This is a genomic window from Paenibacillus sp. FSL L8-0436, assembly GCF_038593025.1.
GTDB lineage: Bacteria > Bacillota > Bacilli > Paenibacillales > Paenibacillaceae > Paenibacillus_AQ.
This window is the reverse complement of sequence record NZ_CP151955.1, coordinates 3752478-3774059: the sequence shown is the minus strand read 5'-3', so window position 1 is coordinate 3774059 and position 21582 is coordinate 3752478. Positions and strand designations below refer to the sequence as shown.

Genomic DNA, 21582 nt, shown 5'->3' with positions numbered 1-21582 from the left:
GTTTTATCGGGATTACCTAGGTTAACTGATGGGCAAATTAAAAAACTTCCCGTCTGGCGACGGGAAGTTTTGCTAAAGACCGCTATTATTTGTGATCTCTTTTTGCAGTTACGCTAAATGTCCGCTCCTCTGCTTGTCTCAGCTTGCTTGCTTCATGAACTCCCTGAAGTCTTCAACGATTTCTTTGGATTTGGTGTGGTGCAAATAATGATCTGCTTCAAGTTTTATGACTTTTCCACGTACAGAGTCTTTGGCCTGCGCTTCATGCAGTGGTATCCAGCCTTCAACAGATTTATTATCCGCTTGGATAAACAATAGAACGGGAAGATTTTTTGGGAATTTCAACTGTTGAGCCGCTTTAAAATTAGAAGAAATATTCTTCATTTCATTTAAAGTAGTGTCATTATTATTATTTTTATTAGCAATCATTTTCGATTGCTCTACGGTGTGGGCATCAAATGCTAACGAAGCATAGGGGTCCTCCCCTACTTTTTTGATCAATCTTAAGAGACCTGATTTATTGAGGAATTTAAACGTTTTTAATGGGAATCCAGCATCCATTCCGCCTTGGGTTGGCACACTGCTGTCGATTCCGATAAATGCATTTACTTCGTTTGGATATTTGTTAACATAATTCAATCCGTAAATACCTGCAATGGAATGGCCCATTAGCGTGAACCGGTCAATATTGAGCTGCTGCAAAGCTTCATGAACTTCAGTTACCATATTGTCTGCAGTCCGCTCCTTATCGGTTTCATCACTTAATCCATAGCCGAAAGGCTCAACCACGACAACTTTGTAGAACGGAGATAGTTCATCTACCAGCATCTTAAAATCAAGTGCTGGAGATGCTGTTCCAAAACCCGGCAGGAGCACGACTGTTTCTTTGCCTTCCCCTTGGATCAGCACATTCATATGTTTTCCGTCTACAGATACTAACTGGCCATAGGGTTCTATTTTACCTTGCTCCACCTTGTTGCAAACCAGATTAACAATAAAAACAATGGCTAGAAAAAGTACCATTAATCCTGCTAAAGCTCCTATAGATTTAAGGATTATGCGAAGTGGTTTGCGCATCCTTTTTTTTGTACCCTCTTCTTGTCGTTTCATACTCATCTTCTCCTGTCCTTATCTGTGTATTGGACTGCCTTAAGCGGGCCGTTATTGCAAAGTTTACATGACAAACATGTACTCCCTGTAACGGCAATATGAACGGAGTATGAACAAACAAAATAAATGCAATTGGAGCTCTGGATTTAAATGCTCGATAACGGTGCTATATTGCGTCGTTCCCGGCTTTACCGGCACATAAAGGCTCCAATACTTGCTGATTTTATCATCCTTTTCATAAATACGGAATCCCCTTACCTGTTCCTTGCTGGTGAAAGGCGTTTTCCAGGTTAATGTAGCCTTGGTCCCTTGAAGTTTCACCTTGAACTCCTCCGCGGGAGCCGGTTTGGTGTCCGTTCGTTTGATGCCGTAATGATCATATACCTTTAGCCTGTTTTTTCCATAGCCACTCACGTTCTCTCTAACTTCCTGCTTGAGCACCTGTCCTGAGTAGGACAAATGCATGTTGGCCTTCGCAAAATGCCTTGAAAATGTAAAGAGTAATACCCATTTTCTTTACTAAATAGAGTTAATGTATTCTTATAACACTGAAAGGAACTTTTCGCACATGACAAGAGAAGTGAAAAAGCAATTAAATGAGGGGCCTAGAATTCGAAGAGAACAAGAATTGGTATCAAAAATGATTCGTATCTATTGCAGGAAAAAACATCATCAAACAGCCTTCTGCGACGAATGTCAGGAGTTAAATGTATATGCGAGGAACAGACTATCGCTCTGTCGATTCGGTGAGGAGAAAACGGCTTGCGCAAAATGCCCAATCCATTGTTACAAACAGGATTACCGTCAAAGAATTAAGGATGTAATGCGTTACTCAGGTCCATGGATGCTGCTATACCACCCCATTGAGTCCATTAGGCATATTCCAATCCCAGGCAAAGGAAGAAAATAACCCAGTCTGGAACTATGTATTCTGACAAATGTTCCAGATCAGCGGGCGGTCCGAATAGGCTGCCGAAGGGAATCGGCAACCTACCGCCTTGTGCCAGGTTACGACGTAGTATGTTCCGCATCATACTCGCTGGAAAGCTCTTTCAGCGACTTGATTTTACCATGGGGGTGCTGGTCCTGCTTTCGGGATTTCCACCCAGCTTCTTTTCTTTGCTTCTGCTGGCTCATCTCGGGTAGCCTCCTCTGGAAATGCATCATGTATACTACAGTAATAGGATGCTGTATATTGCGTTTATTCATACGTGCAAGTTTGTTTTCATATTTGATACTCTTGCTAATCCTGATTCAAAAACGTCCGGGTCCGCTCCAGCTGCGGGCTGCCAAAGATCTGCTCCGGTGTTCCCGATTCGGCAATTTCCCCGTTATCCATGAAGAATACTCGGTCCGCCACATCGCGGGCAAAGTTCATCTCATGCGTGACGATAATCATCGTCATGTTCTCGTCCGCAAGCTGGCGGATGACACGCAGCACCTCACCGGTCAGCTCGGGATCAAGTGCCGAGGTCGGCTCGTCAAACAACAGGATGTCCGGGTTCAGCATCAGCGCTCTGGCGATAGCTACCCGCTGCTTCTGTCCACCTGACAACATGGAAGGGTACACCTCCGCTTTATCGGCAAGACCCACTTTGGAGAGTAATTCCTTACTTTTGGCGGCAATATCCTGAGTGCCCTCCCGCTTCAGCGTTCGTGGAGCAAGCTCCAGATTCCCCCGTACGCTAAGGTGAGGGAACAGATTAAAGTGCTGAAACACCATGCCCATGGTCGCGGTAATCTCCCTTATATCTGCATTGCTGGCGTATTTGCCGTTCTCTACCAACGGTTTGCCATGGATAAGGATACTTCCGCCGGTAACCTCCTCCAGATGAACAAGACTGCGCAGCATCGTACTTTTTCCGGAACCGGAAGGACCGATCACTGCCACGACTTCTCCCGGTTTCACATCAAAGGTAATCTTCTTCAGCACATCGAGGCTGCCGAAAGATTTCTGCAATTGCTTAACTTCAATCATACTACTCATAATTGGACAGCCCTTCTACTCAAATTTGAAACGTTTCTCCAGTGCCTTGAAGAACAGCGTTAGTATTAATGTCATCAGCAAATAAATAACGCCGGCAACTACAAATGGGGTCACCGTAAAATCGCGGTTCACCGCCGTCTTCGCGTAATTCAGCAGCTCTGGTACAGCTACGGCATAGAGCAACGCAGTGTCCTTGACCAGAGTAATGGATTCATTGGCTACCGCAGGCAATGCAACCCGGAACATCTGGGCAAGAATTACCTTGCGCAGGGTCTGCCATTTGCTGAGCCCGAGAACCTTAGCCGCCTCATGTTGTCCTTTATCAATCGAGAGCATCCCGCCACGGAAGATTTCGGCAAAATAAGCACCATAATTAAGGATGAAGCCAAGACTGGCCGCAACGAAGCGGTCCATGACCAGATATTCCCCAATGACCGGAATCTGCGGCAAGCCGAAGCAGAAGAATAACAGCTGCAGCAGTAGCGGAGTTCCGCGCATGACGTAAATATAAGTGTGCGCAAGCCAAGCTAGCGGTTTAATTGAGCTCTTGGCCATCAGTGTGACCAGCATCCCTAGCGGAATGGACAGCACGATGACAATCAGAAACAGCAAGGCGGTCGTCCGTGCACCTTCAAGCATCGGCCCGGCAATTTTTATAATGTAATCTATATTCATATCTTCAACCGACTCCTAAAGGAAACAATCTAGTTCAGTACTTTGTTCTCGCCAAACCACTTCGTTGAAATTTCGGCAGCCGTTCCATCACTGCTTAGTTCATCCAGAGCCTTCTGCAGCTCAGTAAGCAGTGTTTCATTGCCTTTCTTAATCCCGATACCATATTGCTCAGGAGCCAGTGATTCATCCAGAAGCTTATAAGTACCGGTCTCCTTAGACATGTAATATCTTGCCACCACTTCGTCAATAACCACTCCATCCAGGCGTTTCGACTTCAGGTCCGTCAGGGCAAGCACATTGTCCGGAAATTCGGATACCTTGTCAATCTCTGCTTTGATTGGACTGGCATTCAAGGCATCGGCAGCCGACGAAAGACTTTGCAGTCCGACTTCTTTTCCGGCCAGATCATTCAGCTTCGACAGCGCCGAATCCGCCAGCACGACTACAACCTGGCTGTTCTCCAGATAAGGCTTGGTAAACAACACCTTCTCTTTACGCTCGTCTGTTATGGTGTACCCGTTCCATATCATATCAATGCGTCCGCTGTTCAGTTCCGATTCCTTAGCCGACCAGTCAATGGGCTGGAAGGTGATCTCTTTGCCCATTTTCTCGGCTGCTGCTTTCGCATAGTCAATATCAAAACCGACAATTTCATTGTTGTCATCTCTGAAGCCCATCGGAGCAAACTTATCATCTATACCGATCACCAGTTTGCCGTCATCACCTTTTGAACCGGAGCAGCCTGCGATCACTGCAATTGCCATAGCTACGAATAAAATCAATAATCCTTTTCTCTTCATCTCTCTAATCCCCCTAGTAAATGACACACTGTATGCTGCGCTTTAGCTCATTAACACGTTATCAGTTTATCATGATAACATATCATCTGAGCGGCGTCGATAGAGAAGAGAAACACTTCTGTGTCAAACGAGTGAAACGGATACCGTCCTCTAAAGGGCGGTATCCGTTTCAGCGAGAAATAGAAGGATAATTTATACCCTGAAGCATATAAATTTTTATATTTTAAAAAAAGCCATCGCCTGTATGTTCAGGTCAATGGCTTAAAATAGTTTACAACGACCTCACGGAATTCCAGAGCAGCCGGCGAAATGTAGCGGCTTTTGTGCCACAATAATGCGATCTCACGCGCCAAGTCATGATTTTCAACTTGGAGATAGTGAATCTGTTCCCTAGAATTCCTTGCCGTGCTTGGTATAAAAGCGATGCCGATTTCTGCCTCCACAAGGGCACTTAGCCTTGCTGGTTCATCCCCCTCATACACATATCTAGGTTCAAAGCCAACAGATTTACATACATTGTCCACTAAATCGCGGGTACCATAACCTCTCTTTACACCGATAAACTCTTCATCCCTTAATTCTGTCAGGGAAATGCTGCTTCGGTCTGCCAGGCGATGGCCTTTGGGAACCGCTACAAGAATGGGGTCAATGAAGACTATTTGGCATTCAATATCCTCCTCCTCTATGGCAGGTGAGGACAAGCAGAAATCGACTTCTCCGCTGTGAAGAAGCTTAACCATTTCATGCGTAGTCAGCATTTGCACATGAAATTGGACATTTGGCCGCTTTTTTCGAAACTCCCGAAGGATATTTGGCAACGTGCTCGCGGCAGTCACCGCAAGTTCAAGTGTGCCTTGTTCCGGGGAGGATAAATCACGCAGCTCCTGCTTTCCCTGTTCCAGTTCAAACAAAGCCCTTTCTGCCCTGCGGAGGAATTGGCTTCCGAACTCATTCAAGCGTAGCTTCCTTCCTATCCGGTCGAATAACGGGACTCCCAGATCTTCTTCCAGACGTTGAATCGTTTTGCTTAATGAGGATTGGGTAACGTGCAGGGTCCGCGCTGCTTCGGTCACATGCTCCAGCCGGGCTACTACGAGAAAATACTGCAGTTGAAGAAGTTCCATTTCATCCCCCTCTCATTCCTTCCAGTCTATGAAATAATAACATAAAAGGCGTTGGAATAAATAATCAATCTCAAGTACGATAATATCAATACACTTGGGGAGGACCAAAAATGAATGCTCGCAGCAGGTGGCTGATGATCTCCGTGGGTCTGGGGATCCTATTGAACCCATTAAATTCTTCGATGATTTCCGTGGCTATAGCAAGGCTGCAAAAGGTGTATCAGCTTGATTTTACAGAGGTATCCTGGATCATTTTCTCATTCTATATTGCGAGTGCTATCGCTCAACCTGTCATGGGGAAGGCCAGTGATCTATTCGGGCGCAGAAAGATCTTTCTAACCGGTCTTGTTGTAGCCTTCGTTGCATCATTATTAGCTCCGCTATCCCCCACCTTTGGGTGGCTCATTGTATTCCGCATTGTGCAATCCATCGGAACAAGCATGATGGTTGCAGTTGGAATGGCCATTGTACGAATTCATATTACTGAGAAACAGGCGGCTGCGCTGTCCGTGATGTCCATTTTCCTATCCGGTGCGGCCGCTATCGGTCCCTTTATCGGTGGAGTTTTGATTCAATGGTGGGATTGGTCTGCGATTTTTCTCGTTAATATTCCGTTCGTGGTTACGAGCTTTGTGTTAGCTTGGAGGATGATTCCTAAGGACGAACCGCCAACATCCGTTTCATCCCAGATGTCGTTCCGTAAATGGTGTGATTTGATTGATGCGACAGGGATTCTGCTCTTTATCGTGGGTCTGGTCGCCTTGCTGGTGGGATTACTGTCAGCAAAATCATCTGGCCATGTCTCGTTGGGTCCTGTCATTATCGGACTGATTGGCCTTTTTGCACTGGTGGCTTTCGTACGCCATGAGTTAAAAGCGGCCTCACCCTTTATTCCTTTACGCACATTCGCCAAATATCCTGAAATGACTTGGGTTAATCTCGAATTCATGCTTGTTAACGTACTATATTACTCACTCTTTTTCGGGCTTCCGTCCTACTTGCAAATGGTACGTCATGTCAGCGAATCCCATACAGGGATTCTGATGCTAAGCTTAGGCTTATGCTCGCTCATTGTTTCTCCACTAGCCGGGCGATGGATAGATAAATCAGGACCAGGGCCCGCATTGCTGACATCCGGAATACTAATGACACTAGGATCGGTATGGATGGTGACCATGAATCCAACTTCACCGGTTATCAGTGTATGCGTGTCGTTGGCTGCATTCGGTATTGGGAACGGGTTAAATAATGTCGGTATGCAAGTGGCTCTGTTCAAAAGCTCGCCAAAAGAAATGATAGGTGTAGCATCCGGCGTATTTATGACATCAAGATATCTGGGAACTATTCTCTCTTCCTTATTGCTGGGCATCATAATGGGAGGTAAGTTCAGCGCTGGGGGATTTCGACTGCTTGGTGTGATCCTCTCAGTCATTGCATTGTCTCTGGTATTCATGAGTTGGCGGCACAGGAACTTGCGACAACTGGAAGAATCTTAGGTGATGCTCTAAACAAAGAAACTCTACAACCACATGGGTTGTAGAGTTCTTTTGTTCATTCTGCAATGAGGTTGTTGAATTAGAATTTAAGGATTCCCGAGGTATGCAGCAACACCAGGAATACCAGAATAGGCGCAATATACCGGAGCATGAACAACCAGATGCGGAACCAGCGCGCTTGTAGTCCAGCCGCTTCTGCTGCCCCCTTCCAGAAATAACCGGCAAAAATGGTGATCAGCAGACCGCCAAGCGGCAGCATAATGTTGGAGGTAATGAAATCCATCCAGTCGAACAGGGCTTTGCCGCCAAACGTAAGTTCAGGGAACATTCCCAGCGACATTGCTGAAGGAATACCGAGCAGAAAACACACCAGAGACAATACCCAAACCGAACGTTGACGGCTCCAGTTCCAGCGCTCCATCGCGAAGGATACGGGCACTTCAAGCAGGGATACAGCTGAGGTCAAGGCGGCAATCGCCAGCAGGATGAAGAACAGACCACCGAAGAACGAACCTAACGGCATAGCTGAGAAAGCCGCCGGCAGAGCGATGAAAATCAGCGAAGGTCCTTGGTCAGGAGCAATGCCGAACGAGAATGTAGTCGGGAAAATAATCAATCCGGCGATAAACGCATAGATCAAATCTCCGGCTCCTATCGCAAGTGTAGCGGTGCCCAGCGACTGATTTTTATCCACATATGAACCGTAAGTCAAAAGAATCCCCATTCCGAGCGACAACGAGAAGAAGGCATGTCCCAAGGCGACCAGCGCGGATTCTGCCGTCAGTACCGAAAAGTCCGGTTTGAGGAAGAAGGAAACCCCTTTATCTGCACCCGGCAAGGTCAATGCACGAATCATCAATACGATAAGGAGTACAATCAGGCCGGGAATCAATACTTTATTGAATTTCTCTATTCCGCCCGATACCCCCAGGATAACTACTCCCGCAGTAATCAGGATGGCTACACCCTGCCAGACAATCGGCAAGTACCCTGAGATAAATGAGCCAAATTCACCTGCATAATCAGTCGTGCTGAACAGTTGTCCATTGAAAGCAATCATTGCATAGTGCAGCGTCCAACCTGCAACAATGATATAAAAGGAGAGAATTAGAAAAGGCGCAATCACTTGCAGTATTCCAGCTGCCTTCCACCCTTTCCCGCCTCCGGCACGGATGAACGACGTTGCCGCGCTTCCGCGGCCGCTGCGTCCGATGGCGAGTTCGGCCAATAGCACAGGCAAGCCGATCAGCACCAGACAGACGATGAAGAGCAGGAAGAAAGCCGCTCCGCCATTTTCTCCTGTAATATAAGGAAATTTCCACATATTTCCCAGACCCACCGAGCTGCCGATGGCCGCCAAAATAAAGCCGCTGGAGGAGAAACGTTCCTTTTTCTCCGAGAGCAGGCTTTTTTCACCTTTATACTGATTCATTTCATAACGCCCCATTTTCTTTTTTTAGAACTCATTATAGCTTAAGTACCCCTCGGAGTCATATGGTAATTTCTAATTTCTCAACTATTCATTCAAGTTAAAAGAATTGTATTTATTATTTACAATGTTCTCTCTTTCAATTAGAATGATTTACATTGTGTTATTCTTTACTTAGTGTAAACCATTCGCAGGAGGGCATTCAGGAAGAATGGGGATGACCATACCTTGTCCCAATAAAGCGATAAACAGATTCAGCATAGGTATTGGATGGTAAACGGGTACGCCGGGAGCCCCTTCGCAACCTGATCCTAAATTCATTCCGGACTTCGTATTTCCGCTATCTCCTACTCATTCTAATCATGACATTTGGTTTGATGAATTATGAAACGGTGTATGCCTTATTTGTCGAACAAAAGTATGGTTTTGATGCCGCTAAAATCTCAATTATCATTACGGTAGGTGCAGTTATAGGCATCATTGTGCAGATCTGGCTGCTTGATTATCTTATTAAGCGGCTAGGCGAGATGAAACTTATACGTCTATCTTTGGTGATCACGGCAATAAGTTTGCTCTTGATGATCATCAAGTTTAATTTAGGTTATCTGATCGTAGTATCTGCCATCATTTTTGCCTTTAATGCATTCTTAAGACCAACGGTAAGTACGCTGATTGCCAACTCAGCTGGTGATCGGCAAGGATATGCTGCCGGATTAAATACAACGTATACCAGCATAGGAAATATACTTGGGCCGATTTTAGCGGGGCAATTGTTTGACAAACACATGAATATACCCTATATTTTTGGTGCACTTATCCTTACATCTGCTCTTTTCTTAACCTTGCGAAAGCCAAAAAATGATAAAGAACGGATTGCTGCCTATGACTGAGAACTGGCATCAGAATTTGAGAAACAAAAACCGGGAAGAACTAATTGCTGCGGCTAAGGAACTTTTTATGAAGCAAAGCTTTCTCAAAGTTAATATTAAAGATGTATGCCTCGTGGCCGGTGTAAGCCGGGTTACATTCTATAAGCATTTTCAATCTATGGATGAACTGATCTTTGAGATCCAGATGGAAATTCTCCAGAGTATGACCCAATTTGTCGGAAGAGCAGCTTCAGCCGAAATGAATGGTAAACAAATGCTTACTTCGATGCTGGAGGCTTGGATTGATTATGCTTCGCAACATCCAGAGTACATCAAGTTTATTCTTCTCTTCGACCTGCATTATGAAGCCTACGACTCAAGTGATGAGCTCAAAGAGCAGTACAATAATTTTGTGAACCGGGAAAAAGAACGCCATTTCCTATTGGATGCTCTGGACATTGGGTTTAAAGATGGATCGTTAAAGTCAGATACTGAGCCCTTGAAAACCGCTCATTTTATCTTCATGTCTATGATGGGTTTACTTCAGAAAATGAGCTTGGTTCCCAAGGGCGGTTGGAACAGCGAACTTCAGGATAAACAAATGGCTAAGCGGTTTGTTGGAATGTTGGTTCAGCATTTAAGTGGAATTTAACAAATCCCCCTGCCTTTAGGCAGGGGGATTTGTCCATAAACCTGTTTCTATATCATAGAGATGAATCGAACCGGTAGGTCCAGAACTGCTCTGTGCCGAACCGGTCGCGGATTTCTTCCTCACTCAGCTCCCGGTTGCCGACAAGTTCCGCCGCTTGGAATTGTGAACGGTGCGCCGTAATCGAGGCCATTTTCTTAACAAGGAATGATGTTACGTCTACGGTCACATCTGCTTTCCCGATTACCCTCTCGTGATTGCTGGCGAAGGCGCTGCAGTACACAAGCGGCCGTTCTGCCGCGGGGAGCCGGCTGATGGTTCGGATGACGGCGGCCCCGGTGGCATCATGATCGGGATGCACACTGTACCCTGGATAGAAGGTGATGACCAGCGACGGGGTCAATTCCTGGAGCAGTGACAGGATGCGGGAGTCCAGCAGCTGCTGGTCTTCGAACTCAATCATCTTATCATGGAAGCCGAGCATCCTTAAGTCTTGAATGCCAATCGCATGGCAAGACGCTGTCAGTTCCTCCTTGCGGATTGCTGGCAAGCTGACACGGCTCGCGAACGGCGGGATGCCCATATTTCGGCCCATCTCCCCTAGTGTCAGACAAGCATAGGTGACTTGAGCGCCGCCTTCTATGTACATAGCCAATGTCCCTGATGCAACGAATGCTTCGTCATCGGGATGGGGAAATATCACTAAGATGCGCTCATGTTTGGCTTGTTTAGTATTCATGGCTGCTTGATCCTCCGCTTTCATTAGAACTTTTCCCGGCTTAATTGCAATGACACAATTAGCTTTCCTTGACTGTCGTGCCCAGCCATGATTAGGCGTTCATGCTCATTCTCATCAACATGCGTAAGGCCCTCTGCATAGATCCAGCCGTTTGCTGTCTTTAATCCGACCCGGTAAGGACCTGTACCGGAGATGGAGCCATGCGTATATGAGACGGCCGCGTTGGTGATGAACGCCGAAGCCGTTGGCCGGCTGCTGTCCAAATGACTGGCGTAGGCGCCTGTGGTGAGTTCAAGGTGCAGGTAAAGTTCCTGACCGGTGAGGCGGTCGATTACAGTTTGGATGTCTTGAGGATGTATCGGCAGCATAATGGCCTCCTTGATTGGTGTTTTACCCTTCAACTATATCAGCTTGCAGTTCCGTTGCAATTTCAATCATTTTGGGAACTACAGCTTCGTTGGAAATAGCTACATACAAATCACCCATGTAAAGCCGGAAAGGAATTTCCACATCCCCCTGCTTCCACATAAAAAAGTCTCCATCAATGGACATGTTGCTTTCCGGGCCTTTTACGGTAAAAACCTGTGAGTATGCAAAGTCGGGCTTAGCTGCAAAGTAATCTTTGCATTCATCCAAAGAGATGGATGGCTCCGCATTGTTTTCCTGCATTGATCGTGTGATACGAAAACGCTGATTCATTGATATGCCTCCAAAATTTTTTTGAAATCTGTAGCTTCTACAAAACAATATTCTCTCATTCTCGGAGTCTACTGTCAAAACTATAGTGTACATAAAATGAACGATGGCTAGCCTCTATCTGTCTTATTCATGAGAACAACAAAAAAGGAGGTGCAGCAGAATGACTGACCGGGAAATTTTCGAGCTCTATAAAGAAGATGTTTATTATTTTTGCTACTATTTGATGAAAAATCAGGCTGATGCTGAGGATATTAGCCAAGAGGTATTTGTCAAAGTGATTTTGGCAGATAGATCAAAGGTAAGAAACCTGAAATCGTGGATTTTGCGAATTGCGTCGAATGAGTGTAACAGCCTGATCAGAAGGCGTAAAACAGGAGTGATGAAAGAATTACGTAATTATTTACTATCCAGGTCTCAGGATTCCAACCCTGTCGAAGAGCATTTAAATCGCCGGGAAACAAAAAAAGAAATTCAAGGCTTATATAGTAAGCTTCCCGACAAAATCAGAATGGTAGTAGTCCTTCGTTTTATTAACGAATTAACTGTACCCGAGATCTCTAAAGTGATGGACATACCCGAAGGAACTGCAAAATCCAGACTAAATAAGGGGCTCAAGCTGTTAAAGGGCAAAATGGTTGGAACTCAACTAAAGGAGATGAGCAGCAATGAATCAGTATATTGAAAAGGATAAGAACATTCCCCTGCCGGATTATGATTTAATGTGGACAGCCATAGAAAAAGAAGCATATCAACGCCAAATAAATCTGCAGCCTTCGCAGAATATTCCTAGACATCGTATGAAGGTTGTTCCCATCAGTATCGTTTTCTCATGTATCTTGCTTGTCGCCATTCCTGTATACGCTAGTATGACGATCAATTGGGATAAAATTGGTGGCCGTAGTGTGACCAATGCATTAAAAAACGGTATCGGCCAGCAGTATGATCTCCAAGCTTCCAGTTCTGGAGTTACAATGAACTTGAACGGTGTGGTGACAGATGGAGAAAAAATGAAAATGCTCATATCTCTGGACACTAAAACCGACCTAAGCCAATATATTGGAATTGCTACAGAGAAAAATACCATGACAAGTGAATCCGGTAGCGAGGCAAAAGTATACGGCAATTTAGAATACGACCCGGAAAGCAAGAAACTCCTTGGTGTATACGAAACCCCTGATACATTAAAGGATGATAAAAAAGACTACAAATTTGAAGCGCAAAATCTTATTTTTCTCCGTAAAAGGGATATTCCCTTAGAATCTAAACCTCAAGGAGGAGATACGATTGTTACCGGATCTACACAGTATCCAACCCTCCATATTGAATCCGTTCGACAAGCTTCAAATCAAACCATTATCCGCTATAGAGTCGCTGCTTCACCATCTGACTTGGGACGCGGCACCCCGCAACTGGTAGTTAATGCTGGTGGGCAAGTGAAAGAAGCAGTTCCCACCATCATGCCTAGCGAAGGTTCGGATTTGTTTATTGAACAGGTATTCGATATGACTGAACCCGATTGGAAGGATGCCAGTCTTCATTTTAGTTACATTGAAGAAGCTAAACGGATTTCGGGCAGTTGGAAGTTTGATTTTAAAGCAGATGGAAAAAAGGCAAGTGAAGCTATGTTCACTAAGAAATTGTACACCAGTCCTGAAGTCCAAAAAAAGACAGGCATAACGTTCGATCAGCTGGTGATCACCCCTTTAGTTATCCAGATCCTAATCAATGAAGAAGAATCGCTTAAAAAAGGAATTGTCCACTATAAAACTGCTCAACTGGTTATAGGGGATAAAACAATCGCCGGGGATCGGGTTTTAAAAGGAGATCAGCCCGGAAGCTATCAGCATTTATTTGAATTTGAATCTTCGGAGTGGTATAAGGACTGGTCTGATGTTCCAATGAAACTTAAATTAAAAGATGCTGTCATTGAAAAACGGGATACCTCTAAGAATTGGATCACGCTAAATAAACCAAAGAAAGAAAAGCAGTTCGCCAAACTTAATGTGGATGGATTTGATATTCAATTCACGTATTATATTGAGGGCGGAAATTTGATGGTCGAGTCCCATTCCGAATCCCCTGGCTTCAAGGGTGTTAACCAAACTACGGTACGGATTAATGGCAAAGAAATAGTACCTGAAATTACACCTAAGGGTATGGTATCTACAGGGGTTAATATCGATAGCTACAAAGGTATTCCCTTTGATGAAAAGATTGAACTGAACCCTGGTATCTATAAATACAGCGATCCAAGCCGGAACGAAGAAGTTAAACTCTAACTGAATTCAATAATAAACCAGCGGCAGTCTTGGATTGGATAATAAAATCCTAGACTGCCGCTTCTGATATCAGTACTCCCTTTTATTCCCCTTCTTTACGGATTCCCACTCAACCTCAACATTTTTTCTGACTCTTAGTAGAAGACGAAACAATGTTTCTTGTTCTTTTTCAGAAAATGCTGCTAACGCAACCGAATCGGTATGATCCCCTTCTCTCTTTAGAAAAGAGTACGCTTGCTTACCTTTTTCAGTTGTAAATAGCCTTTTAATTTTCCTGTTCGTTTCATCGTCTTTCTTTTCAATAAAGCCTTGGATTTCAAGCTTTTGAATCGCACGTGCTGCTGTTGTTCGGTCCACCTTTATCATTTCCGACAGCTTTTCTTGAATAATTCCCGGATTCTCATATATTCGAACCAGATATAAATACTGCCCTTTTGTAAGATCTAGTTCCTTGAACTCTATATTACTTATAGAATCTAATGCCCTCGCAATCATTCCAACTTCACGAAGTATCTCCTTCATTCAATCACCTGCCAGTCCAATATTGTTGTATTTACAACGATATTAATTTATATATACTTATAATTGTCGTTAGTTCATTATGACGTTCTTTACATAAAAAATAAATACAGAATGGAGCGGGCAAGTGAGTACAAGAGCTGAATACTATAGTCCGTTTACGGATTACATTGAAGACCCCATAGTGTTTTTATGACGAAAGAATAGAAGCCTGCAAATTAAACAGCACGTCTCCCAGTAGGAATGGAGACATGCTGTTTGCAATTCTCAGTATGGTTAGATTAGAAATGTATCCTAGATAAGCTGAAATCCCCTGCTCACTCGTTCCGCTGATTTTCCAAAGCGGCTGCACCTTCAAGCAGCATCAATCCACTCAGCTGCACGCTGAGCTGAACCGGCAGTAAAGGCTTATGCTCCCAAGAAGGGCCGCAGAGTCCCAGCTCGTGGTCCAGTCCTTTCGTCCATAAAGCATGGGCATTCGCCAGGATAACTTTACGGATAGGCAGTGTTCCAGGAAACTGCTTCTCCAGCTGCACCCAGTAGCGGATCAGAATTCCTTTGAACAATCCGGTGTCGTCAATGCCTTCATCAGGCAGCATGAATGTAACCGGGTGGCACAATCGGCGTATGCTTGTGTCGGCTGTCCGCAGAGCATCGTCTGAATATTGCTGCTCTCCTATAACACGGTACAGTTCAAGCGCCGCTCCAAGAAACACTCCCTGGCAGTAAGTGAATTCCCAGTCATAATCAATCCGGCCGTCTCCCAGCCTGTTAATTCCGTCCCATACAAAGCCGGAGCCGGGATCCACCAGATGGGCTTTGTTCCATTCGTAAATGCGGACCGCCCATTCCAGATCCTCCGGATCCCGGAACAATCCGTACAAACGGGCAGCCAGAATGGCGGCTGGTGCATTAGCCGGGGTGTTCTTATAATCCAGCTGATCCTTCTTCCAGGCCATTCCTCCTCCGAAATGGCTGTTCCACGCGGTTTGAATATCAGACCACAGCTCCAGCACCGCATTCTTGTATTCTTCTTCCCCGGTAGCCTGGTACGCCCGCAGCAGCGCAAGTGCCGTCCACTCCATATCATCATAATAATTATGGGAAAAGGTACCGCCATTATAAGCACGCAGACAACGGCTGAATTCGCGGATACGCAGGGGAGCTGCGGGATCTCCCGTACGTTCATAAGCATCGACAAGCACATCCATCACATGGGCCTGCCACCAATAATAGAAGTTGTCGTCCGGACGGATATACGCTTTGGGAAACCACTGATTCATAATACCGGTCTCTTCATTGTAATAATGCTGCTGAAGGCAGCGCTGGAACCAGTCCGCACGTCCCTTCCAGTCAGCCTTTGCTGAAACTTCAGCAAAAATGTCCATAGGATCATCCCCATCTGGCGTTAATTATTCACCGATAATAGTGCCAAGCTCAGCCATCCGCTCCAGCAGCTTTATGCCGCTGAGCTGGGAGCTTAGCTGCACAATGCCGCCGGGCGGGCGGCACCAGTCCGTTCCAAACAACGCACTTTCCGCCTTCCCTCTCTCCCAAAGCAGTTCCGCATTTCTTTGTAGAAAGGATGCAGCCTCTCTGGCCTCAGGATCGGACTTTACAAGTTCGGCGGTATAGCGGACCAGTATGCCCTTGAACAGACCGCCATCTCCGCCTCCTTCATCCGGCAACACCCTGAGCTGCGGGCCGGTTAGCTCTTCAACGGCTGCGGCGAAGGTCTGCCGGGCATCTTCAAGGTAGCCGGCTTGATCCGTAATCCGGTACAGTTCAATTGCGGCGCCTATATACACTCCTTGATTGTAGGTGTATTTCCAGTCTTTATCGATTGTGCCATCCCCCTCACGGTTCAGCCCATCCCAGACAAAACCGGTCTCCGGGTCGACGAGATGTTTCTTTTGCCAGCTTAGAATCCGTTCTGCCCATTCTAGATCCTGCGGATCACCGAAGGCCTGATACAGCCGGGCAGCCAGGATGGCGGCAGGCGCGTTGGCCGGGGTGTTTTTATAATCAAGCTGCGATTTCTGCCAGGCGATGCCGCCGCCCATATGATCGTTCCAGCCCGTCTTGATATCCTGCCACAGAATTAATGAGGTCTGCTTGTAGCTCTCCTTCCCCGTTGCCTGATACGCACGTAGCCATGATAATGCCATCCATTCCATATCATCATAGAGCTCATTCGGCCAACTTCCGCCATTGCGGCGGAGAAGACCTTCATGCAGCGAGGCGAGACGTTCTTCGTACCGTCTGTCTCTTGTCCGCAGCAGACCGTCCACCAGTGTGTCCACGGCATGGGCCATCCACCAATAGTGAAATATAGTGTTGCATTCTCCATACGGGCAAGGCGTCTCAATGTTGTACATGCCCATGTCTTCGTTCCAGAAATAATGATCCAGCGCTTCCTGCGCCTTGTCCGCCCGTTCCTCCCATAGTCGTGGCTCAATTTTCAATTGCTTCATAAGGCTCTCTCTCCTCATATCTGATCTGGTTTCAGTAGCTGCTTACCCTTTAATACCGCTGAACGCAATGCCCTGTACAAAATAACGCTGCAGGGCCAAAAAGAGCACCAATATCGGCAGAATTGCGACCAGCGCACCGGCCATCATCGGCCCGTAATCGGTCTGAAAGTTATAGGAAAAGGCCTGCAGCCCCATTTGAATGGTCGCTTTATCCGGATCATTTAAGACGATCATCGGCCAAAGGAAACTGTTCCACCCTGCCTGAAAGGTAAAGATGCTTAAGGTAGCCAGTGCAGGTTTCGTGAGCGGCAGATAAATGCGCCAAAAGATCTTAAATTCACCGCAGCCCTCAATCCGGGCCATTTCCAGCATGTCGCTGGGCAGGGTGAGGAAAAATTGCCGCATGAAGAACACCGCGAACGTCCCGGATGCGCCCGGCAGAATAATGCCCCAGAAGGAGTTCATCAGTCCGTTGCCGCCACTGCCGAAAAGATCATTGCCTCCGGCGAATGGAATATGGCGCATCACATAAACGGTCGGAATCATGGTTACGATGCCGGGGATCATCATCGCTGCCAGAAGCACCCGGAATACCGGCTTATTGAGCCTGAATTTCAGCTTCGCAAAAGCATAGCCGCTGAGTGAGCCAAAGAATAAATTGGCCAATACACCAGATACGGCAAGAACAAGCGAATTCCAGAAAAATAAAGCAAATGGCACGGTCGAGAATGCTTTGCGGTAATGATCAAAGGTCAAATGCTTCGGAAACCATTGGATCGGCATCGCAAAGATCTCCTCATCCGGTTTCAGGGACGTTAGTACGCTCCAATAGAATGGCAGGAACATGGCAACAGCAATAACGATACATACGATATAATAAATGGATTTGTTAATGCCCCGCTTCAGGGCGGAGCCGCCGGTAACACCCATAGCTGTAAGCCTCCTTTTTTCCTGGGCAGCCCTGTTTAAATGACTGACTCTTCCGCTTTGGATATCCGCATATTGATCAGTGAAAAGACCAGGATGGCCATCGCCAGCACAAATGCCTGCGCAGAAGCATAGCCCATTTGCAGCTGGTTAAAGCCTTGCTGGTAGATCAGATAGACCGGTGTCTTCGTGACATTGGCCGGCCCTCCCTGCGTCAGAACAAAAGCCTGGTCAAACAGCTGCAGTGCACCGATGATGGCCATGGTACTGACCAGGAAAGTTGTCGGCCGTAACTGCGGCCAAGTGATATACCGGAAGCAATCCATTTTGTTTGCACCATCCAGCCGGGCCGATTCATACAGATAATCCGGAACGCCCTGCAGACCTGCCAGATAAATAATCATATTAGAGCCGACGGACTGCCAGAGTGTCAGCAGGACTATTGAGAGCATGGCCGTTCTTGTCTCGGACAACCAGGCCGGTCCTGTAATCCCAACGTAGGAGAGCAAACCGTTAATCAGCCCAAATTCCGGGTGCAGCAGCCAGATCCATACCGTTGCTGCCGCGACAGCTGAAGTCAGCGTAGGCAGATAATAAAAGGTGCGGAACAGCTTCACCCCGCGCCACGCCCGGCTGAGCAGCAGTCCCAGTAGCAGTGAGATTAGGATATTGAGCGGCACAAAAATCAGCGAATACAGAAACACATTGCGAAAGGTTTTCCACAGCAGATCATCATGAGCCAGCCGCCGGTAGTTATCAAGCCCGATCCAGTCATTTCGGCTAAGCACATCATAATTGGTAAAGCTGAGATATAAGGCCATTACTACTGGAATAATTGTAAAGACCACGAACAGCAGCACTGTAGGCGTGATGAACAAATAAGCAGTCCGCGCCTGATGTCTTTCCACTTTTCTCATGGAAGCCATACAACTCCCCCCTTCATTATGCGGCAAGGTTCATAACAGCAGGGAGGCACCGCCTCCCTGCTGCTACAACTGTCACTTCACAACTTCGTTATCCTTAAGCATTTGGTCTCCCTGCTCCTGAGACTTCTTAAGTGTGTCCTCAATACTCAGTTTGTTCTGCTGGTTAAGCTGAAGATTCGGCGCCAAGGCGTCCGTCTCCATCACGGAATAGCCGGGATGCGACGGGCGGACCTTAGCAAATTCCAGGGTTTCCATAAAAGGTTTCCACAGCGGATCATCCTTGAAGAACGGGTCCTCCATCGAAGGCTTGAAGCCAGGCAGGTTCAAGCTGGTCTTAGCCCACAGCAGAGCGTTGTCTTTGTTAGCCGTCCACCATTTGATAAATTCCCAGGCCTCATCGTGATGCTTGGAGCCTTCAGGAATAACCAGGCCGAAGCCGCCCATCACACTGCCCTTGTCACCGTTAGGGCCTGCTGGCGGAGGAACAACGCCGTATTCCAGGTCTTTGCCGTATTTATTGTAAGTGCTGAGCATCCATGGGCCTGAATAGAGCATAGCGACTTTTCCGGTAACAAAAGCATCCTGGCCTTCTCCGAGCCCCAGCTCAAAGCCCACTTTGTACACTTTATCTTTGTTCATCATCCGGTCCCAGAATTCGAGCACCTGCTTACCCTGCTCATTGTTGAAGTTGGTCTTCCCGTCTTCGGTCAGCATGGTGCCGCCCGCCTGCTGGAGATACATGTTGAACAACCCCAGGTCTGCCATGGAGAAGCCTGCTACTTCAAGCTTGTCTCCGTTCCATTTGGTCAGCTTCGCAGCCGCCGCTTCAAGCTCATCCCAAGTCGTCGGCGGCTGAAGCCCGGCCTCGGCCAGCAGCTTCTTATTGTAGAATAGTGCACGAGCGTCTACTGTAAGCGGCAGACCGTACAATTTATTGTCGTAAGAAAGTTCGTTCAGGGATTCGCTGTAAAAATCATCTTTGGAGATCCCATCACGTGTTAAATAGTCATCCACCGGATGCAGCACATTTTTGGGCGCATAAAGTGAAGTCCGCCAGCGGTCCCAGAAAAGTATGTCAGGAGCACCGCCGTTCGTGGCCGCAGTAAGGAATTTAGTGATCATATCCTGCTGCAGCACGTATTTCACGTGAATCTTATCCTGCGATTTGTTAAAAGCATCGACCATCGTTTCGAACTGCTTCTGGCCTTCTCCGCCCCAGTCCCCCCAGAAAGTAAGCTCTGTCTTCTTTGCACTCTTGCCGCCTTGCTCTGTTCCGCTTTTCCCTGCATTGGCATCCCCGGAATTGCCAGAATTACCGCCACACCCGGCGGCCAGGCCAGAGACCGTCACCAGAGTTAGTGCTGTAATCAACCATTTCTTCATTGTTTTCATCCCCCTCAGACTATTTGGTATGTCATTGTTGCCGTTCATTTAGCTGCGCTTTACTTCGATTCCGCAGCGCATGAGCACCAGCTCGCAGAACATCATATTGGCCCAAGAGAACCAGGGACGGGTGTACGCGCTGGGATCATCTGCATGAAAAGCTTCATGCATAAACCCGGTACCGTCATCACACTGCACCAGCCGGTCAAGAATGGATTGCTGTTCCTCTATATTTCCTGAAGTCATTCCTTGTACTGCTAAGGCGATTGGCCAGATATAGCGGTTTGGGGTATGGGGGCTGCCAATGCCTGCTGCGGCTATGCCTGAATAGAAATAGGGATTACGCTTGCTCAAAATGAAGCTGCGGGTATTCATATATACAGGATCATCAACTGGAGAGTAGCCGAGATAAGGAATGGAGAGCAGGCTGGGAACATTGGCATCATCCATCAAATTCACACTACCAAGTCCATCTGTCTCATAGGCATACACAGTCCCAAACTCAGGGTGATCCACAGTACCGTGTTGCCTGATACCTCCTTCAATCTGCTCCAGCAGGTGTTGCGCGGAAGCTGCAAGCTCAGAGCTGTTCAGCACCTCAGCGGCAATTTCACACACATACCGGAGAACAACGGCAGCGAACATATTGGCCGGGACGAGATAGCCGTATTCGCAGGCATCGTCGCTTGGTCGAAACCCGGACCAGGTCATTCCTGTATAGGCCGTCAGGCTGCCTTTGCCTTCACGGACCAACGTATCCGTTGGTGCTCCATGTAGGCGTTGAAACGTATAGAGGGAATCGCGCTCATGGTTCTGTTCGGTGGTCCACAGTTCAATAATCCGCCGGACCCCTTTTTCAAAAGCGGCATCAAATTGGCTGGTCCGTCCGGTATTCTTCCACAGTAAATAGCTGAGCTGGATCGGATAACATAAGGAATCTACTTCGTATTTCCTCTCCCAGATCCAGGGGTTCATTGCTGTGAGATCCTCCTGATGCCCCCGTCCATCCGCCTCCTGATTAAAAGCGTTTGCATAAGGATCAATCTCGATAAAAGCAAATTGCTGCTTAACCAATCCTTCGATCATGTCTGCTATTTCTTCATCTTCAGCGGCAAGGATCAGAAAAGGCCTGACCTGTGCGGCGGAATCCCTCAGCCACATGGCAGGAATATCACCAGTAATGACAAAGGTCTTTCCGTCTTTATTACGTTTTATTGTTGTATTCCAGGTGTTCGATAAACATTGTTCGAACATGTCCGCCAGTTTTGGACTGTCTTGCAATATTGTCCGAACCTGTGCAGCCAGCCGTTGTATGGATTGGGGTAATTCATTTGAGGAGTACAGTAGAAACAACCTCCCTTTTGTATTGTTATTAAGCGCTTTCATTAAATAGTATATTGGTATATAAATAATATGTCAATCAATATTTTAGACTTAATGATATATCATTTCAAGAATCTGGATATAAAAAAACCCATCCGGTTGAATGGGTTCGTC

The 21582-nt window shown here is 46.7% G+C and carries 23 protein-coding genes and 1 pseudogene; 6 read left to right on the top strand and 18 right to left on the bottom strand.

Going from position 1 to position 21582, the window contains the following annotated elements; genetic code table 11:
• Window positions 1-138 precede the first annotated feature (138 nt).
• Window positions 139-1110 (bottom strand): alpha/beta hydrolase, encoded by a 972-nt coding sequence (locus NSS79_RS17330; RefSeq protein WP_342435437.1) that lies wholly within the window; start codon window positions 1108-1110, stop codon window positions 139-141.
• Between the two features lie 63 nt (window positions 1111-1173).
• Window positions 1174-1524: a hypothetical protein gene (locus NSS79_RS17325; protein ID WP_342435436.1), complete on the bottom strand. Its 351-nt coding sequence runs from the start codon at window positions 1522-1524 to the stop codon at window positions 1174-1176.
• Between the two features lie 154 nt (window positions 1525-1678).
• Between NSS79_RS17325 and NSS79_RS17320 the strand changes: the two genes are divergently transcribed.
• Window positions 1679-2020, top strand: coding sequence for a nitrous oxide-stimulated promoter family protein (locus NSS79_RS17320; RefSeq protein ID WP_342435435.1), 342 nt, complete (start codon window positions 1679-1681; stop codon window positions 2018-2020).
• A 98-nt stretch (window positions 2021-2118) separates the two neighbouring features.
• Here NSS79_RS17320 and NSS79_RS17315 read toward each other — a convergent pair whose 3' ends face one another.
• The 5 genes from NSS79_RS17315 to NSS79_RS17295 form a co-directional block, all read right to left on the bottom strand.
• Window positions 2119-2247: a DUF6254 family protein gene (locus tag NSS79_RS17315; RefSeq protein ID WP_231578275.1), complete on the bottom strand. Its 129-nt coding sequence runs from the start codon at window positions 2245-2247 to the stop codon at window positions 2119-2121.
• A 106-nt stretch (window positions 2248-2353) separates the two neighbouring features.
• Window positions 2354-3100 carry an amino acid ABC transporter ATP-binding protein gene (locus NSS79_RS17310; protein WP_081965835.1) on the bottom strand — a complete coding sequence of 249 codons (747 nt, stop codon included), beginning with the start codon at window positions 3098-3100 and terminating at the stop codon, window positions 2354-2356.
• Window positions 3101-3112: 12 nt separating this feature from the next.
• Entirely contained in the window at window positions 3113-3772 is a 660-nt protein-coding gene (locus NSS79_RS17305; protein ID WP_038592058.1) for an amino acid ABC transporter permease, read from the bottom strand.
• Window positions 3773-3801: 29 nt separating this feature from the next.
• Entirely contained in the window at window positions 3802-4572 is a 771-nt protein-coding gene (locus tag NSS79_RS17300) for an amino acid ABC transporter substrate-binding protein (protein WP_342435434.1), read from the bottom strand.
• A gap of 248 nt (window positions 4573-4820) precedes the next feature.
• The gene (locus NSS79_RS17295; RefSeq protein WP_342435433.1) at window positions 4821-5696 is read right to left on the bottom strand and encodes a LysR substrate-binding domain-containing protein; all 876 of its coding nucleotides are present in this window, start codon (window positions 5694-5696) and stop codon (window positions 4821-4823) included.
• A 110-nt stretch (window positions 5697-5806) separates the two neighbouring features.
• Between NSS79_RS17295 and NSS79_RS17290 the strand changes: the two genes are divergently transcribed.
• Window positions 5807-7192, top strand: a complete 1386-nt coding sequence (locus tag NSS79_RS17290) for an MFS transporter (RefSeq protein ID WP_342435432.1) — start codon at window positions 5807-5809, stop codon at window positions 7190-7192.
• Between the two features lie 79 nt (window positions 7193-7271).
• Here the strand turns inward: NSS79_RS17290 and NSS79_RS17285 are convergent, their stop codons facing one another.
• A complete protein-coding gene (locus NSS79_RS17285) occupies window positions 7272-8624 on the bottom strand; it encodes a sodium-dependent transporter (protein ID WP_342435431.1) in 1353 nt (450 codons plus the stop codon).
• 278 nt (window positions 8625-8902) lie between these two features.
• Here NSS79_RS17285 and NSS79_RS17280 point away from each other — a divergent pair.
• Both NSS79_RS17280 and NSS79_RS17275 read left to right on the top strand, forming a co-directional pair.
• Window positions 8903-9511 (top strand): annotated as a pseudogene (locus NSS79_RS17280) (MFS transporter); the annotation flags it as partial.
• Window positions 9504-10142, top strand: coding sequence for a TetR/AcrR family transcriptional regulator (locus tag NSS79_RS17275; protein ID WP_342435430.1), 639 nt, complete (start codon window positions 9504-9506; stop codon window positions 10140-10142). The pseudogene NSS79_RS17280 and the gene NSS79_RS17275, both read left to right, overlap by 8 nt.
• 52 nt (window positions 10143-10194) lie before the next feature.
• On the opposite strand, the gene bshB2 is transcribed toward NSS79_RS17275, so the two are convergent.
• From bshB2 to NSS79_RS17260, 3 genes are read right to left on the bottom strand one after another with little or no spacing between them, the layout of a single operon-like run.
• The gene (bshB2, locus tag NSS79_RS17270) at window positions 10195-10878 is read right to left on the bottom strand and encodes a bacillithiol biosynthesis deacetylase BshB2 (RefSeq protein WP_342435429.1); all 684 of its coding nucleotides are present in this window, start codon (window positions 10876-10878) and stop codon (window positions 10195-10197) included.
• A 23-nt stretch (window positions 10879-10901) separates the two neighbouring features.
• Entirely contained in the window at window positions 10902-11246 is a 345-nt protein-coding gene (locus tag NSS79_RS17265; protein WP_038592037.1) for a YojF family protein, read from the bottom strand.
• A 22-nt stretch (window positions 11247-11268) separates the two neighbouring features.
• Window positions 11269-11577: a hypothetical protein gene (locus tag NSS79_RS17260; protein ID WP_038592034.1), complete on the bottom strand. Its 309-nt coding sequence runs from the start codon at window positions 11575-11577 to the stop codon at window positions 11269-11271.
• Between the two features lie 160 nt (window positions 11578-11737).
• On the opposite strand from NSS79_RS17260, the gene NSS79_RS17255 reads away from it, so the two are divergent.
• Window positions 11738-12259 (top strand): RNA polymerase sigma factor, encoded by a 522-nt coding sequence (locus tag NSS79_RS17255; protein WP_038592031.1) that lies wholly within the window; start codon window positions 11738-11740, stop codon window positions 12257-12259.
• Complete coding sequence (locus tag NSS79_RS17250; RefSeq protein WP_342435427.1) at window positions 12243-13856, top strand: DUF4179 domain-containing protein; 1614 nt, start codon at window positions 12243-12245, stop codon at window positions 13854-13856. The genes NSS79_RS17255 and NSS79_RS17250 overlap by 17 nt, the downstream gene beginning before the upstream one ends.
• 69 nt (window positions 13857-13925) lie before the next feature.
• On the opposite strand, the gene NSS79_RS17245 is transcribed toward NSS79_RS17250, so the two are convergent.
• From NSS79_RS17245 to NSS79_RS17215, 7 genes are all read right to left on the bottom strand, one after another.
• Entirely contained in the window at window positions 13926-14378 is a 453-nt protein-coding gene (locus NSS79_RS17245) for a MarR family transcriptional regulator (RefSeq protein WP_342435426.1), read from the bottom strand.
• A 314-nt stretch (window positions 14379-14692) separates the two neighbouring features.
• Entirely contained in the window at window positions 14693-15763 is a 1071-nt protein-coding gene (locus NSS79_RS17240) for a glycoside hydrolase family 76 protein (protein WP_342435425.1), read from the bottom strand.
• 24 nt (window positions 15764-15787) lie between these two features.
• Window positions 15788-16849, bottom strand: coding sequence for a glycoside hydrolase family 76 protein (locus NSS79_RS17235; RefSeq protein WP_342435424.1), 1062 nt, complete (start codon window positions 16847-16849; stop codon window positions 15788-15790).
• Between the two features lie 42 nt (window positions 16850-16891).
• On the bottom strand, window positions 16892-17779 hold the full coding sequence (locus tag NSS79_RS17230; RefSeq protein WP_038592017.1) for a carbohydrate ABC transporter permease: 888 nt from the start codon (window positions 17777-17779) through the stop codon (window positions 16892-16894).
• 35 nt (window positions 17780-17814) lie between these two features.
• A complete protein-coding gene (locus tag NSS79_RS17225; RefSeq protein ID WP_038592014.1) occupies window positions 17815-18702 on the bottom strand; it encodes a sugar ABC transporter permease in 888 nt (295 codons plus the stop codon).
• A gap of 72 nt (window positions 18703-18774) precedes the next feature.
• On the bottom strand, window positions 18775-20085 hold the full coding sequence (locus NSS79_RS17220) for an ABC transporter substrate-binding protein (protein ID WP_076112899.1): 1311 nt from the start codon (window positions 20083-20085) through the stop codon (window positions 18775-18777).
• 48 nt (window positions 20086-20133) lie between these two features.
• On the bottom strand, window positions 20134-21471 hold the full coding sequence (locus tag NSS79_RS17215) for a glycoside hydrolase family 125 protein (RefSeq protein ID WP_342435423.1): 1338 nt from the start codon (window positions 21469-21471) through the stop codon (window positions 20134-20136).
• Between the last annotated feature and the right edge of the window lie 111 nt (window positions 21472-21582).